The following is a 13,108-nucleotide window of genomic DNA, read 5'->3' on the forward strand; positions in this document are numbered from 1 at the left end:
CATGGCGAAGTTGAATGCTGCCGACTACAAGAAAACCGTACTCGGCCCCTGGTCAAAAGACGACGCGAAGAAAACTCAGCTTCGGCAGGTGCTTGCCGATCTCGAAGGCGCCGCTTCAGCTCAAGGCCGCGCGGATAGTGTTGATCTGGCAACGCTTTTTGCTCTCCCCCCGGGCGAGCTCAACGCTGCTCAACTGCGAGAACACTCTCGACAGCTGGAAATGGCATTCAACAAGGCAACGATTTTTCCCGCCGCAGATCTGCTTAAACGTATCAAGGCTCAACTCACGGAGAAAGGACTCTTTGAGGACCCTAAGTTTTGGGAACAACGACTTGCTAATCGAGATCAAAATCGAAGCAAGGCTCTTTCAGATGCCATAACGGAGTTAGCCTCTGCGATACCGCTGGGCGCAATGTCTCGCGCGGAAATGTCGCAACGACTATCGGCGCTCGGCGTTCACGAGATCGCCCCTGATGAACTAGAACGAGTGGCACAAGAAGCGGGCTTGCTCGTCTTTGAAAGTTTCGAAGTACCCGACGACGCGGTCTTAACCCCCGTTAAAGCACCGTGGAAAAAGATAGAGCCCGAATACCGTTCGATTTTTGACGTGCTCTTACTCCACAAACCCCACTCAGATGCCGCAGAGTTCCGGTTCCTGGACGAACTCTCCGCGAATGGTTCGCCGATCACGTTGGCAGATGTCAAAGCCGCGCACTCAAGATCTCAATCAGCCTCGGACTCCGAGACGATCCAACACACGCAGAAGTACCTCGGTGCCCTTTCCGGCGTCACCAACGAAGACCTACTACAGCAGATTGTTCTTCGCACGATGTGGCGCCAGACAAAAACCCTGCTAGACATGGGGCTTCCTCCCACCCTCGTGCTGAAACGCCTACGCGAAGCCAACATCGCCGAAAAGGATGCCCTACGCATCGTTGCGGTCGTCTCCGCGCAGGGGCAGGGGGCGGGAACTACGATTGGCGTAGATAACGTTCGCGCCTACTTGGCGCGAGGGGATCTTAGTCGTGCACGCTATGCCCTCGAAGCGCTCAAGGATGATCCCTCGTCGAACCGAGACCGTGAAGAGCTTGCGACCCAAATCGCGCAACGCGAACAACAAAAAGCGGCCGCTGTGGACCGTTTCCAAACTGCTGCTGCCAAAGGCGATTACATAGCCGCAGAGCTAGCACTTCAAGAGGCTGTTCGGTGCGATGAAGCTGATGACTCTCTCAGCACACTTCGCCTGCAACTTCCAGTCCCCGCGCCCCGGGTGGTCGCTCAGGAAGGCCCCTCCGGGGTGAGAATATCGTGGGTAGCCTCCGATTCGGCACTTCGTTTTACCGTCGCCCGCCACGTCAGCGCTACCAGCGAAAGCCGCATCCTTGCAGAAGACCTTGATGGGACCACCTTCGACGACACAGACCCGTTGGTCGGAGAGCATGTCTCTTACAGCGTCACGGCACGACGCCCGGGGGGCGCATCATCTGATCCTGGCATGGTCGAAATCCTGACGTTAACAGCCGTCGACGACCTAAGGATTTTAGGCACCGATGAGAGCAGCGTGTCACTTGCATGGAGTGCACACCCGAAAACCGAAAGTGTCAGGATTGACGTACTTGGACCCGACGGACAATATTCCGTCACTCCACCACGTGCCACGTCGACCTACCGCGTCGAAAAACTAAGGACTGGCGCACCTCATCGATTTGACATTCGCGCCGTCTATTGGACGAGCACAGGGTCCCAGGAATCTGACGCCCGCTCGATCAGCGCTACTCCGCGCCCTCCCGCGAGACCAGTCATGGATCTGGCCATCGATGTGCCGGAAGGCGCGACCGACGAATTCAACGCAACGTGGTCGGAAACCCCAAATTTTCGAGTAGAGCTTTGGGCATTTGACCGCGAGTCGACCTTGACGGTTGGGGAAACAAAGTCCGTGGATGAGCTCAGTAAAATGGGCGGGCGCTCTTTACCGCTGTCGCTTTCGACTCAGCTGAACGGACTCGTAACTGCACGGTTTCCAGGGTTTGCCACCGTAGCGCAGGTGTGCCCGCTGGTCGTGACTGAGAATGGTTTACTTATCGGCTCTCCCGTTCTCACGGGCGGAACGCCACCCGTCGCTAACCTTCGCGCTGAAGATTTTGCTGATCACGTGCAACTCACATGGGATTGGCCGGATGGGGTATCCCTGGTTGAGGTCCGATGGTTCACCAGCGCCGCAATACCCCGACAACGGCGAGTAACCCGCAATCGTTACCGATTAGATGGCGCAGTTCGGTTGCACAACCCAGGAGATATCACCAAGATCGATGTCGCCACCGTCGTCAAGTCTTCCGACGAAGAGTGGGTTGGGCGACGCACCCGGGTGCCCCGGGGCACCTCTCCCCAACGCGCAGAGGTCAGTTGGGACCTTAATATCTCTAAACGTTTCGGTAGGGCGACCCGGGTGACTGGGACGTTCCGGTCTAGTGCCCCCGTTAATACCGAGATCGGGCTATTCATTTCACAGGAGAAATCACTCCCCCTCCGACCGGAGCAATGTCAGCTCCTCGCCAAGCTACCTGTGGATTTCACTGAATCACACACCAGTCCGTTCGTTGTCAATTTAGATCGAACCCGAAGTCCATTTTGGATACGAGCGTTTGCCCTCGAACCACGGTCCACAATTCTGGTCGACCCTCCGACATCGCAAATGAAAGGCTAATCATGGCTCTTTTTAAAACAAAGTCATCGCAAGGAATTGCATGCCCTTACTGCTTTGTCCCGGTGGACATCCGTTCTGTCGGTTTTCGGTGCTCAGGGCAACCCGCAGCGGGAAACCTTGAGTGCGTTGAATACCCTGACCCTCAACGCGAGGACATCCTCAACGACAACAAACCAGTCCTCCCCCCAGTGCTTAGGCGTACGCCAAGCGGACAGCATGTTGTCGATGATCGGGAACGCCCCTTGCTGGAAACTTCCGCCCTCAACTCTGCAGTTACCTGCGATCGTTGCCAAGGTCGCACTTCCACGGCTATTTGCGTGCACTGCCACTCGCCGTTGCCTGCGGAGCTCACTGACGGCGGCATCACAATTGGTGTCGTAGGTGCGCGTAACAGCGGCAAAACTGTTTTGCTCACCATGCTCGATCAGCAACTAATGTTTAAGATGGCGGAGCGCTTTCAAGTTTCCATAGACCATCCCGGAGGTACGGTGGGGCTCGCCGATAAGCTCAGCAGCTTTCGGGGGAACATGGAGAGCCGTCTGGAACTGCCTCCCCAAACGCAAGCCTCGGGAGGTTTGCACCGTCAACCACCATCTGTCTATCGGTGGAAGTGGCTTGACGGCTCGGGACGAAGTGCCAAGTCACGTTCCCGGATCATCTCCATCTATGACACCGCCGGCGAGGATGTTGCGAACCTCAGCGCCGCTATGGGACAGCACCATCTTAAGTCAGCCAATGCGATTATGTTCGTGGTCGACCCTTTTTCTTTCCCCGAGAATCGATACCGCGCGCGTGAGAAGGGAATCGATCCTGGAAACGAGCAACTCACATCAGACGTGCTCGATGGGCTCTCGACAGTACTGTCGCAATCTGCTACCGCGGCGCGCGGCAGCAACGGTAAGGTGGACATTCCAGTAGCCGTCGTGATTTCCAAGATCGACGCGTTTTGGGATGATTTTGAAGCCCAAAGTCCACTTCGCCGTATCGCACCTCCCACTCCCTACTTCGACGAGGAAGAGTCGATTACTGCTCATCATCATCTTGAAGCAATGATGCGTGAGTGGGGAGCGACATCAATCTTGAATAAACTGCAAGCAGAATTCTCGCAATACCGACTCTTTGGCGTTTCTGCGCTCGGCGAGGAGCCAGACTACTCAGCGGGTTCTTTGAAAAGCAACGTACGCCCCAGCCGAATCGCGGATCCTCTCTTGTGGATCCTGAACCGCGAGAATTTCGTACCAGGCACCCCCACACAGAGACACGGCTAAGCCTCCATGTTCGACACAGCGATTTACACGGACGTCACAGCGGAAGACTCCCTCGACGGGCGTGGGGGTTTCAACTTCCAGGCGGCATCAGCCGGCTTCACCGGTGCTGATCAACGCGTTGCCATTGGGCAGCTCCTGCATGAAGTCGATATCAGCCGACACCCAGCGAGCGAATCCGACTTGAGCGCTGCGTACCGCTCTGAGGGCCGACGTCTGTATTTTTCACGCGGAATAGGCTTAGGCGCAACCGCTAGTGGTCGCCCTGGCAATCAGCTCACTCAAATTGCCGCTACAAGCGAACCCGATGACCTTGGCTCGCTGTGCCCTGCGCAAGTACTTTCTTCCCCCTGCTGGACTCTCGAACGCAGCCCTTCGCCTGAAGCTGCATGCTGGCCTGCGCCTGTTGCCCCCTCTCCCGAATTTGAGCTGAGCTCACTCGTGGCATGGGCCCAAAGTAGCTCTGAGCGGTGGGAATTCCTGCCTCGCTTTCTCATGGCATTCGAAGAGAAAATCACCGGCACGTCATCTTCGCAGATCGTTCTCGCGCATGACGACATGGATATTGTTCTTCGATGGCTGGCGCTCGCGTCTCTCCTCTCTAATCAGCGGGCAGTTCGGTCGCTGAGTTTTCGAGCTTTTGCATCCGGCTCTTCACACCACAGTGAGGACGTCATCGGATGTCGACTAGAGAAGAAAGATTCCTTCCCTGCTGCTCGCGTATTCGACCTTGCTTCGCTAAACGGCCCCCTTGAATCTCCTCTTTCATTTGCGGTGGAGCGATCGATCGCTCTGCTCGAGACTTGTGATGTCCTTGAGGCTGCCCAGGTAATCTCTCTCGCTCGTTCTTGGGACCCATTTCTCGGTCAAACCGCAGCGTTCTGGACCTCAGAGTTACTCAACGGCACCTTGCCAGAATCAGCGCGCGGAAACGCTCCCCTTAGCGTCGTCGATATCATCAGTACGCTTGCGCACAATGGCTTCACCGATGACCTCGAGGTGTATGGTGACGAACTCGCGGAGGCGATAAAACATTCGCAAATAGAGAGTGATCCCATCGATCTGCTGAGGGCCTCGCGATCCGCTGAAGCAATCGGCGACGAAGCCCTGGCCGGAATGTTCCTGGACGCAAGTATCCAAGGCCTTGCACAGCAACCAGACCGATTAGAAGCATGGATCAGCGACCTACACACCTTGAGCGGCTCCGGTTGGCCGCAAGTCCCCTTCCGCACGGAGTGGAGTGACCTCCTTGCGCAGGCGGCGAGCACCGCACCAGCTCATGTGCTTGGCGTTACACTACGGGTAGCAGAGCCACTCAGAGCAGTCAGCCCTGCCCGTTCGTGGCGTACGACCGAAGAGCGAATGGCGCGCCATCTCCTGGAAACTCCTCACGCAGTCAATGAGGTGCACGGACTCGAGGCCGAGCCCAGAATTCTCGAGCAGGCTCTGGAGAGCCTTCTGGAGGCTTTTTCCCTCACACCGATTCAGTATTCAGACGAGAAGATTCCTGCCATCTTCATGGATCTGAGCACCGGACGGTGGAGCGATCTCTTCCACGCTGCTACCACTAATAATCTCTCCCAAATGGCCAAAGTGCATCACTGGATTCAACTCGCGACTTTTTCTTCGCTACCATCTCGCGAACGACTGACCTTCCTAAGCGTTGAAGAAGAGCACCTCGAGCCGCATGATTGGCCTTTTGTTCTTCACAATTCTACTCCGAGTGGAGAGCCGGAACTCTGGGCGATGTGGATCAACAATCATGCCACGCCCTCGACACTCCAGACAGCTATTATTCAAGAATTCGAGCGAGATCTTGAAAAACCTCCAGTCCGCGCTCTCAAGAAATGGCACTTAATACTGGATGCCCTCGAAAAACGCCCCTCTCATCCCACAAACATCGAAGTTTCGCCCCTGCGTGTCCGCTTAGACAATCACATCGCAGGCCGCGCCTCGACGCGAGACAAGATCACGAGAGTCTTCAGACGTGGGCGCGAGTCAAATCTCAAAAACCACACCACGTCCGGGTCGAGGGCCGACACCTCGTCTGGCACTTCTTCGAACTCATCAGGACCCTACACCGACAGGGCGGGCGACTCATGATGACTGCCGTACCCCCTATGACGACGACCGCAGCGGTCATTCGATCCAGCAGCTACGGAAACATACAAAAAAGAAATAAACCTATCAGCCTCTCCTCACCCGGAAACGAAAGACCCACGTGCCCGTTCCTTCGCCTCACTGACGGCGCTCGGACGATCGGGCGCGTAACTGGGCCTCTCAACACCACCTACGAAGAACTGAGGCCCGCCGTACATTTTCGCCGCGCAAACCTTCCCTCTCAAAGCCTCGAGATCCACTCGACCGATGGTCGTGGCTTCTCGCGTATCGAGGGGAACGACCATTCTTTCGCAGCACAAGGAGTCATGAGTTCAGTGCCTTCAACATTCAGCAGGAGAAAGACTCGATCATGATGGATTTACTCTTTCCGATCGGCCAACTTATCGCCATAATCGGTTGCTTCATTGCCCTGTTCTGGGCGATCACAAGCACGCGGTATTACTGGCGTCGTCGGCGTCGCGGAATCACAGCGCTCATTTTCATTGGCATAGGAGTTGCCTTCATGGTGATTTCGGCTTCGAATGCAAGCGATACCGCAACGTTTAAGGAGTATGGCTTCACATCATTACCGTTGGACTCTAGGAAAGGATGACATGGCTGACCAATCCGACATCATTGAGTACCTGAAATCAGAATCTCAAAGAGTAAATGACGCTGTGCAGACTTCCATCAACAAAGCCCGAGCAGCTGGGGGAGCACGAAATTTAGATGCCGCTGGACGGGAAATAAGGCAGGCAATATCTTTTGTGAAGAAATGCAAGATTGACGCCACTGCAAGGCTTCGCGAATATTCGGCAGAAACGCAAGTCCAGCGAGCAGCTATCGCAAAGCAAGGACGTTTGGTGGGGCACCTTGCGGGTCGTAGAACATTCGGAACGACCTTACGAGGACAACTCGAACGAGGGCGAATGAATAAGAAAGCTCAGCTCGCTGTGAACGATGCTCAAATCCGCAACGAGTTCGATCTACTATTCTTGACTTTCGACGAGTTGCTTGGCGTCCTCTATCAAGAAACAGAGTTCATACGTGAAATGCGATCGCGCAGGCCTTAGCTGTTGCGCCCGTTTTTAAGTCGCATACCGAAAAGAGAAAAGCAATGAGCAACCCCTACGATCCACACTCCCAGCATTACAATAATTCGGGAAACCCATACGGGAACCAAAATCCCCCTCAGGGCGATAGTCCTTTCACCTCGCCGGACACCGCTCGCCATCCATTCGTCGACCCCTACCAACCCGTAGACCGCCAACCGAAATACGCCCCGGCGGTCACCATCGCGGAACTCCAGGAGGTGAACAGCAAAGCGCGCGCAAAGGCGCCGAAGGTTTCTATCGGCGGAAAAAACCGCACTAAGGTGCGACCAGACGATAGCCGGTCAGTAGCTGCAGCCGTGTCATGTCTCGCGATCGTTACTGTCTTCCAATTAGGTCACGTAATTCTTCTAGGACTCTTCGTCGCTGGGATTTATTACGCCGCTTGTAAATCACAGTTCGCCAAAGCATGGGCCGCAGCAAGCTTCAACAGCGTTCTCACGTACTGCATTTGGGTCATCGTAAGGTACATCCCTCTAGGAATTTCGGAGTTTATGAGGTTGCCAGCTGAAGGTAAGTTATTATTCACTACTCTTCCCCACTTCGTTTTTCTCATTGCCCTCCTTGCAGCCACTCTTACGGCTCTTTGCGGGCGCTTCTTCAGAATTCCGCTCGCATTCCCAGTGCTTAAGGCGTAATCTCACGATTGGCCTATGGCTCGCCCGCCTTTGGTGGCGTAGTTGCGTATTCGATGCGCAACCATGTCTCGGCCCAATCACAAGCGCTTAGCGTCACGCCGCGCAAACGCTTAGCATTTTCGTGAAGGATGCATATGACTACTTTGCGCTCTTGCCACACTCGAAGGCGCGCCGCCTTCTCGGCCGCACGCGCTGGCGCGGCCGAGAAGCTCGAGAACATGAAGAAGGAACTCGGCGAGCTCCTTGGCGCGAGAAGCTAGGCGCGCGCCTCTAGCTCAGCCAGGATCGCCGCGGAGCCGGACAGGCCAAGCCTGTTCGCGCCCGCGGCGATCATCTCTTCTGCGGCGTCAAGCGTGCGGATGCCGCCAGAGGCCTTTACGCCGAAGTCTTCGCCAACCGTTTCACGCATGAGCTTCACGGCGTGAGCGGAGGCGCCACCTGCCGGGTGGAAACCGGTGGAGGTCTTCACGAAGTCGGCGCCGGCGCGCTTCGCGGCTTCGCACGAGGCGACGATCTGCTCGTCACTCAACGCGGCAGATTCGATGATGACTTTGAGGACAACGGGCTTCGGCGCGGCCTCACGCACGGCACGAATCTCCTGCTCGGTGAAGTCACTGTCGCCCGCGATCGCACGGCCCACGTTGATCACCATGTCGACTTCTTCGGCACCCTTCTTGACCGAATCGGCGGCTTCAAAGGCCTTCACCTCGGGGGCGACTTGCCCAGAGGGGAAGCCACACACGGTCGCGACGTGGACACTCGTCTCGATCGGGAGCATCGAAGGTGATACACAGATGGAGTAGGTACCGAGCTTTTCGGCCTCGCGCGCGAGGGCGGCGGCGTCGGCGGGAGTCGATTCGGGCTTGAGGAGCGTGTGGTCGATCATGCCTGCCAGCTCGTCATAAGAAACAGGGGTCTTTTCACTGTGAGTTGTCATGCGTTCATTCTCCCACGCTCACACCTCATGTCTCTCAAAACCTCGAGGGCATAGGATGAGGTTCCGTGAGTGATCGCCCCAGCACCCCTTTTCCACGCATAGCAGCCGACCGCGACGGTACCCGGCCCCCGCGCCGCATCGTCCTCCTTTCGGGTCCCTCGGGAAGCGGGAAAGGGCGCCTCGCCGAGCACTCTGGTCTGCCCGTGCTCAATCTCGATGACTTTTACCGCGACCACGATGAAGAAGGTCTGCCTCGCGCGTTCGGGATCGTGGACTGGGACGACCCCGCCTCGTGGCGCGCCGACGACGCTCTCAGGGCCCTCGAAACCCTGTGCCATGAGGGAACTGTCGAGGTACCCACATATTCGATTTCGCAGTCACGGCGCACCGGTACGCGCATCTTTAGCGCAGAAGAGTCTCCGCTCGTGATTGCCGAGGGGATTTTCGCTTCTGCACTCGTCACGGCCCTCGCCGAACGAGGCCTTCTCGCCGATGCCATCGTTCTCGACCGGCCCGCCGCACTCGTGTTTGGCCTGCGTTTCATCCGTGATGTGCGTCAGGCGCGCAAGCCCATCCCGACCCTCGTACGACGTGGTCTCGCACTCGCCCGCTCCCAGGGCCGGGATGTCGATGAGTGGGCACGCGCCGGTATGCGCAGGCTCGCGCTTCGGCCCGCACTCGCCCGCGTAGGCGGGCTCGAGTGTTTATGGGCGGCCGACGCTCGCTCGGCAACCGTCGGGCGCGCACGCTCACACGAAGCCCCGCCAACGATCACGGTGTCGGCCGTATGCTTCTACGCCAAGACCGAAGGAGAATGGCGCGCTCTCGGCGTCCGCAAGCGCGGCACCGAGAAGTTTATGCAGCCAGGCGGCAAACCCGAGGCGGGCGAAACTCCGCTCGAGTGTGCGACCAGGGAGATTCGCGAGGAACTCCACCTGCGCCTCGACCCGGAAAAACTCGAACATCTTGGCCATTTCCGTACGGCCGCGGCGAACGAGGCCGGCACCCTCCTCATCTCCGACGTCTTTCTCGCCCCCGAGGTCGCAAACCCCGGGGAATTCACCCCGCACGCGGAAATCGAGGAAGTACGCTGGTTCCCTATCGACACCAATCAGATCGTCGATGCTCACGTGCTCGCACCGCTTTTCCGTGACGAGGTGCTCCCCCTCTTGCGCGCGAGGCTCGGCACCGCGAGCTGAGCAGCGAAAAGGCCGGGCGAACCGCACCTCACTGGTGCGGCTTAGCCCAGCCGATGCGGTTTTTAGGCGAGGCGGTCGAGCACGAGTGAGCCGCGCTCAAACTCGTCGACGTTCTCGAGCTTCCACGCCCCATCGATAGCCTCCAGGGACCGCGCAAAGCGATCTTCGGTGTCGGTGAGAAGCGTCGCGAGAACCTCCCCCTTTGTCACCCGATCGCCAACCGTCTTGTGGAGGCGCACGCCGGCACCGAACTGCACAGCTTCACCCGGACGCGAGCGCCCAGCGCCGAGGCGCCAACCGGCAACACCGACCTTCATGGCGTCGAGGCCCGTGACGCAACCGTCGGAATCCGCAATGATCTCGTGGCTGTGCTTCGCCACCGGAAGTGCGGCCTCCGGATCACCGCCCTGCGCGCGGATCATCGCTTTCCACGTGTCCATCGCACGGCCATCCTTGAGCGCGGCGTCGACATCAACGTCCTTGAGGCCTGCTGCCGCGAGCATCTCGGTTGCGAGGGCAACGGTGAGTTCGACGACGTCGGCGGGGCCACCGCCGGCGAGCACCTCGACGCTCTCCTCCACTTCGATCGCGTTGCCAACGGCGCGCCCGAGCGGCACCGACATATCGGTGAGAAGCGCGACAGTGTTGACACCCGCATCGGTGCCGAGGTCGACCATCGTGCGCGCAAGTTCGCGTGCCATCTGCTCATCTTCCATGAACGCGCCCGCACCGGTCTTGACATCGAGCACGAGTGAGGCTGTGCCCTCGGCAATTTTCTTGCTCATGATCGAGCTCGCAATGAGCGGAATGCAGTTGACGGTTCCGGTGACATCGCGCAGCGCATAAAGCTTCTTATCGGCCGGAGCGAGTCCACTGCCCGCCGCGCACACGACCGCACCAACGGTCTCGAGCTGGCGCATCATTTCATCGTTCGTGAGATTTGCGCGCCAACCGGGGATCGACTCGAGTTTGTCGAGCGTACCTCCCGTGTGGCCGAGACCGCGGCCGCTCAGCTGCGGGACCGCCACGCCAAAGGACGCGACGAGTGGAGCGAGCGGGAGGGTAATCTTATCGCCCACGCCGCCAGTCGAGTGCTTATCGGTCGTCGTCTTCGAGAGCGCATCAAAGCTCATGCGCTCGCCCGAGGCGATCATCGCCTTAGTCCACAGGGCGATCTCCTCGCGGTTCATGCCATTAAGGTAGATTGCCATCGCGAGCGCGCTCATCTGTTCTTCGGCGATCACGCCACGCGTGTAGGCGTCGATCGTCCACGCGATTTGCTCGGGAGTGAGCTCGCGCTTGTCTCGCTTGGCGTGAATCACGTCAACGGCATCGAATGCTTCGGCCATGGTTAGTCCTTTCAACAGTGGCGGAGGTGAACGCGCCGCTACGCGCTCGGAGCAGCAGCGTCGAGGTCGGCAGGCCCAAAGGACTGCGGGAGCATCTCCTCGAGGCTTGCTTCGCCCTTCGGCGTGAGGATCGTGAAGTCGCCGGCGGCGTGCTCGGCGAGGAGCTGCCGGCAGCGCCCACACGGCATGATGACCTCACCGAGGCGATTCACACACACGAACGCGCGGATCTTGCCACCGCCGGTCGCCACAAGCTCGGAGATCATGCCGCACTCGGCGCACAGCGTCACGCCGTAGCCGGCGTTCTCAACGTTGCATCCGCGCACGAGGCGACCATCATCCACGAGGCCCGCGGCTCCCACGGGGTAACGGGAATACGGCACGTAGGCGCGCGCCGCAACCTCGCGCGCAGCCTGGAGTAGAGGTTCAAAATCCACCATCGTCAACGCACCTTTTACTGCTTGATGTATGGCTCGCCGTCGGCGGCGGGAACGCGCACGCGTCCCACGAAGCCCGCAACGGCGAATAGGGTCACAACGTACGGCAGCATCGCGAGGAACTCCGAGGGCACGGTGGCCTTGTGAAGGTCCGGCGGAAGAGAACTCGAGAGGGTGCCGAGGTTCTGCTGGAGCGCGGTCGCGAACGCGAAGAAGAGCGCCGCACACATCGCCCCCACGGGGTGGTAGCGGCCAAGGATCATCGCGGCAAGCGCAATATAGCCCTTGCCAGCGCTCATTTCCTTCGCGAAGGCCACGTTCGTGCCAATCGTGAGAGTCGCACCGCCGAGGCCGGCGACCGCGGATCCCAAGAGGACGTTGCTCCAGCGGGTCTTCGCAACGTTGATGCCCACGGTGTCGGCGGCGAGCGGATGCTCACCCACGGCGCGCACACGAAGGCCCCAGCGGGTCCAAAAGAGCGCGGTTGTGAGAACGGCAACGATCACCCACATGAGATACACGAGGATGTTCTGGTCGAAGAGCGCCGGACCGATCACCGGGATGTCGGAGAGCACCGGTACGCGAAGATTAGGGAGCCGCATGGGGGTGTTGAAGTGTTCCGGATCCTGCTTCATGAGAGTGCCAAAGAGGAAGCCCGTCAGCCCAATCGCGAGAACGTTCAGCACCACACCCACAATGATCTGCTGGACGTGGTAACCCACGGCAAAGAGCGCGAGTAGGGCGCCGATGAGAAGAGCTACCACCGGGGCGGCGATCATGCCGATCCAGGGGCTGCCCGTCATCGAGCCTACAAGCGCGGCGCCGAAAGCGCCGAGGAGCAGCTGGCCCTCGATCGCGATGTTGACGACGCCCGCGCGCTCCGACAGCACGCCCGAGAGCGCGCCGAACACGAGCGGAACCGCGAGGGCAAGAGTCGCCTGGAGGAGGTAGCCGAGGTCAAGTGCCTGACCCGCGACCGCCCACACGAGGAAGTCAAAGGCCCACAGCACGCCAAACACGACCTGCACGAGGCCCTTGGTGCCGCGTGGCCACGTGAAGTTTTTCGCCTGCACTATCCACACGAGGGCCGCGAGCGCCACGAGAAGAAGGCCGAGCACAAGCGAGGTTGCTTGCGCGGGCATCGAAATTTTCTGGGGCACCCCCATGTCGGTAAACATCGATTCGCGGGCAATCGTGAAGGTCGAATCGTGGCCTGGAACCGCACCAAGCCAAAAGCCTGCAAGGGCGATGAGAGCAAAGATGCTCAGGGCTAAGGGCATGTGCCACCAATTCGGGAGGCGCCCCTTGACCGTATCGAGAACGACAACGTCATCGGTGGGAAGCGCGCGAGGATCGTGAGCGCTCAT

General features: G+C 58.9%; 11 protein-coding genes. 7 read left to right on the forward strand and 4 right to left on the reverse strand.

The window, feature by feature from the left end; all coding sequences use genetic code 11:
- The first annotated feature begins 1 nt into the window (after window position 1).
- The 6 genes from D8M36_RS02980 to D8M36_RS10380 all read left to right on the forward strand — a co-directional run bounded on the left by D8M36_RS02980 (window position 2) and on the right by D8M36_RS10380 (window position 8,079).
- Window positions 2–2,704 (forward strand): hypothetical protein, encoded by a 2,703-nt coding sequence (locus tag D8M36_RS02980; protein ID WP_074299084.1) that lies wholly within the window; start codon window positions 2–4, stop codon window positions 2,702–2,704.
- A gap of 2 nt (window positions 2,705–2,706) precedes the next feature.
- Window positions 2,707–3,972, forward strand: coding sequence for a hypothetical protein (locus D8M36_RS02985; RefSeq protein WP_148110236.1), 1,266 nt, complete (start codon window positions 2,707–2,709; stop codon window positions 3,970–3,972).
- A 6-nt stretch (window positions 3,973–3,978) separates the two neighbouring features.
- The gene (locus D8M36_RS02990) at window positions 3,979–6,072 is read left to right on the forward strand and encodes a GAP1-N2 domain-containing protein (RefSeq protein WP_274542637.1); all 2,094 of its coding nucleotides are present in this window, start codon (window positions 3,979–3,981) and stop codon (window positions 6,070–6,072) included.
- A 611-nt stretch (window positions 6,073–6,683) separates the two neighbouring features.
- A complete protein-coding gene (locus tag D8M36_RS02995; protein ID WP_126846577.1) occupies window positions 6,684–7,142 on the forward strand; it encodes a hypothetical protein in 459 nt (152 codons plus the stop codon).
- Window positions 7,143–7,186: 44 nt separating this feature from the next.
- Window positions 7,187–7,819 carry a hypothetical protein gene (locus D8M36_RS03000; protein WP_126846579.1) on the forward strand — a complete coding sequence of 211 codons (633 nt, stop codon included), beginning with the start codon at window positions 7,187–7,189 and terminating at the stop codon, window positions 7,817–7,819.
- 134 nt (window positions 7,820–7,953) lie between these two features.
- Window positions 7,954–8,079: a hypothetical protein gene (locus tag D8M36_RS10380; protein ID WP_274542638.1), complete on the forward strand. Its 126-nt coding sequence runs from the start codon at window positions 7,954–7,956 to the stop codon at window positions 8,077–8,079.
- Here the strand turns inward: D8M36_RS10380 and deoC are convergent.
- A complete protein-coding gene (gene deoC, locus D8M36_RS03005) occupies window positions 8,076–8,756 on the reverse strand; it encodes a deoxyribose-phosphate aldolase (RefSeq protein ID WP_126846581.1) in 681 nt (226 codons plus the stop codon). The genes D8M36_RS10380 and deoC overlap by 4 nt on opposite strands.
- A gap of 65 nt (window positions 8,757–8,821) precedes the next feature.
- Between deoC and D8M36_RS10280 the strand changes: the two genes are divergently transcribed.
- Window positions 8,822–9,955 carry an NUDIX domain-containing protein gene (locus D8M36_RS10280; RefSeq protein ID WP_238638355.1) on the forward strand — a complete coding sequence of 378 codons (1,134 nt, stop codon included), beginning with the start codon at window positions 8,822–8,824 and terminating at the stop codon, window positions 9,953–9,955.
- A 62-nt stretch (window positions 9,956–10,017) separates the two neighbouring features.
- On the opposite strand, the gene D8M36_RS03015 is transcribed toward D8M36_RS10280, so the two are convergent.
- Genes D8M36_RS03015 through D8M36_RS03025 form a run of 3 tightly spaced genes read right to left on the reverse strand, consistent with a single transcriptional unit; the run spans window position 10,018 to window position 13,108 of the window.
- The gene (locus tag D8M36_RS03015) at window positions 10,018–11,304 is read right to left on the reverse strand and encodes a thymidine phosphorylase (RefSeq protein ID WP_065248151.1); all 1,287 of its coding nucleotides are present in this window, start codon (window positions 11,302–11,304) and stop codon (window positions 10,018–10,020) included.
- A gap of 38 nt (window positions 11,305–11,342) precedes the next feature.
- Entirely contained in the window at window positions 11,343–11,744 is a 402-nt protein-coding gene (locus tag D8M36_RS03020) for a cytidine deaminase (protein WP_065248152.1), read from the reverse strand.
- A gap of 14 nt (window positions 11,745–11,758) precedes the next feature.
- On the reverse strand, window positions 11,759–13,108 hold the full coding sequence (locus D8M36_RS03025; protein WP_126846583.1) for an ABC transporter permease: 1,350 nt from the start codon (window positions 13,106–13,108) through the stop codon (window positions 11,759–11,761).

It is taken from the genome of Dermabacter sp. HSID17554 (genome assembly GCF_003989295.1).
GTDB lineage: Bacteria > Actinomycetota > Actinomycetes > Actinomycetales > Dermabacteraceae > Dermabacter > Dermabacter vaginalis.

What these genes read in the sequence shown, in the direction of transcription:
- D8M36_RS02985 (WP_148110236.1), top strand. Translation starts at nt 2,707, where the DNA reads ATGGCTCTTTTTAAAACAAAGTCATCGCAAGGAATTGCATGCCCTTAC.
- D8M36_RS02980 (WP_074299084.1), top strand. Translation starts at nt 2, where the DNA reads ATGGCGAAGTTGAATGCTGCCGACTACAAGAAAACCGTACTCGGCCCC.
- D8M36_RS03000 (WP_126846579.1), top strand. Translation starts at nt 7,187, where the DNA reads ATGAGCAACCCCTACGATCCACACTCCCAGCATTACAATAATTCGGGA.
- D8M36_RS10380 (WP_274542638.1), top strand. Translation starts at nt 7,954, where the DNA reads ATGACTACTTTGCGCTCTTGCCACACTCGAAGGCGCGCCGCCTTCTCG.
- deoC (WP_126846581.1), bottom strand. Translation starts at nt 8,756, where the DNA reads ATGACAACTCACAGTGAAAAGACCCCTGTTTCTTATGACGAGCTGGCA.
- D8M36_RS02995 (WP_126846577.1), top strand. Translation starts at nt 6,684, where the DNA reads ATGGCTGACCAATCCGACATCATTGAGTACCTGAAATCAGAATCTCAA.
- D8M36_RS03020 (WP_065248152.1), bottom strand. Translation starts at nt 11,744, where the DNA reads ATGGTGGATTTTGAACCTCTACTCCAGGCTGCGCGCGAGGTTGCGGCG.
- D8M36_RS02990 (WP_274542637.1), top strand. Translation starts at nt 3,979, where the DNA reads ATGTTCGACACAGCGATTTACACGGACGTCACAGCGGAAGACTCCCTC.
- D8M36_RS03015 (WP_065248151.1), bottom strand. Translation starts at nt 11,304, where the DNA reads ATGGCCGAAGCATTCGATGCCGTTGACGTGATTCACGCCAAGCGAGAC.
- D8M36_RS03025 (WP_126846583.1), bottom strand. Translation starts at nt 13,108, where the DNA reads ATGAGCGCTCACGATCCTCGCGCGCTTCCCACCGATGACGTTGTCGTT.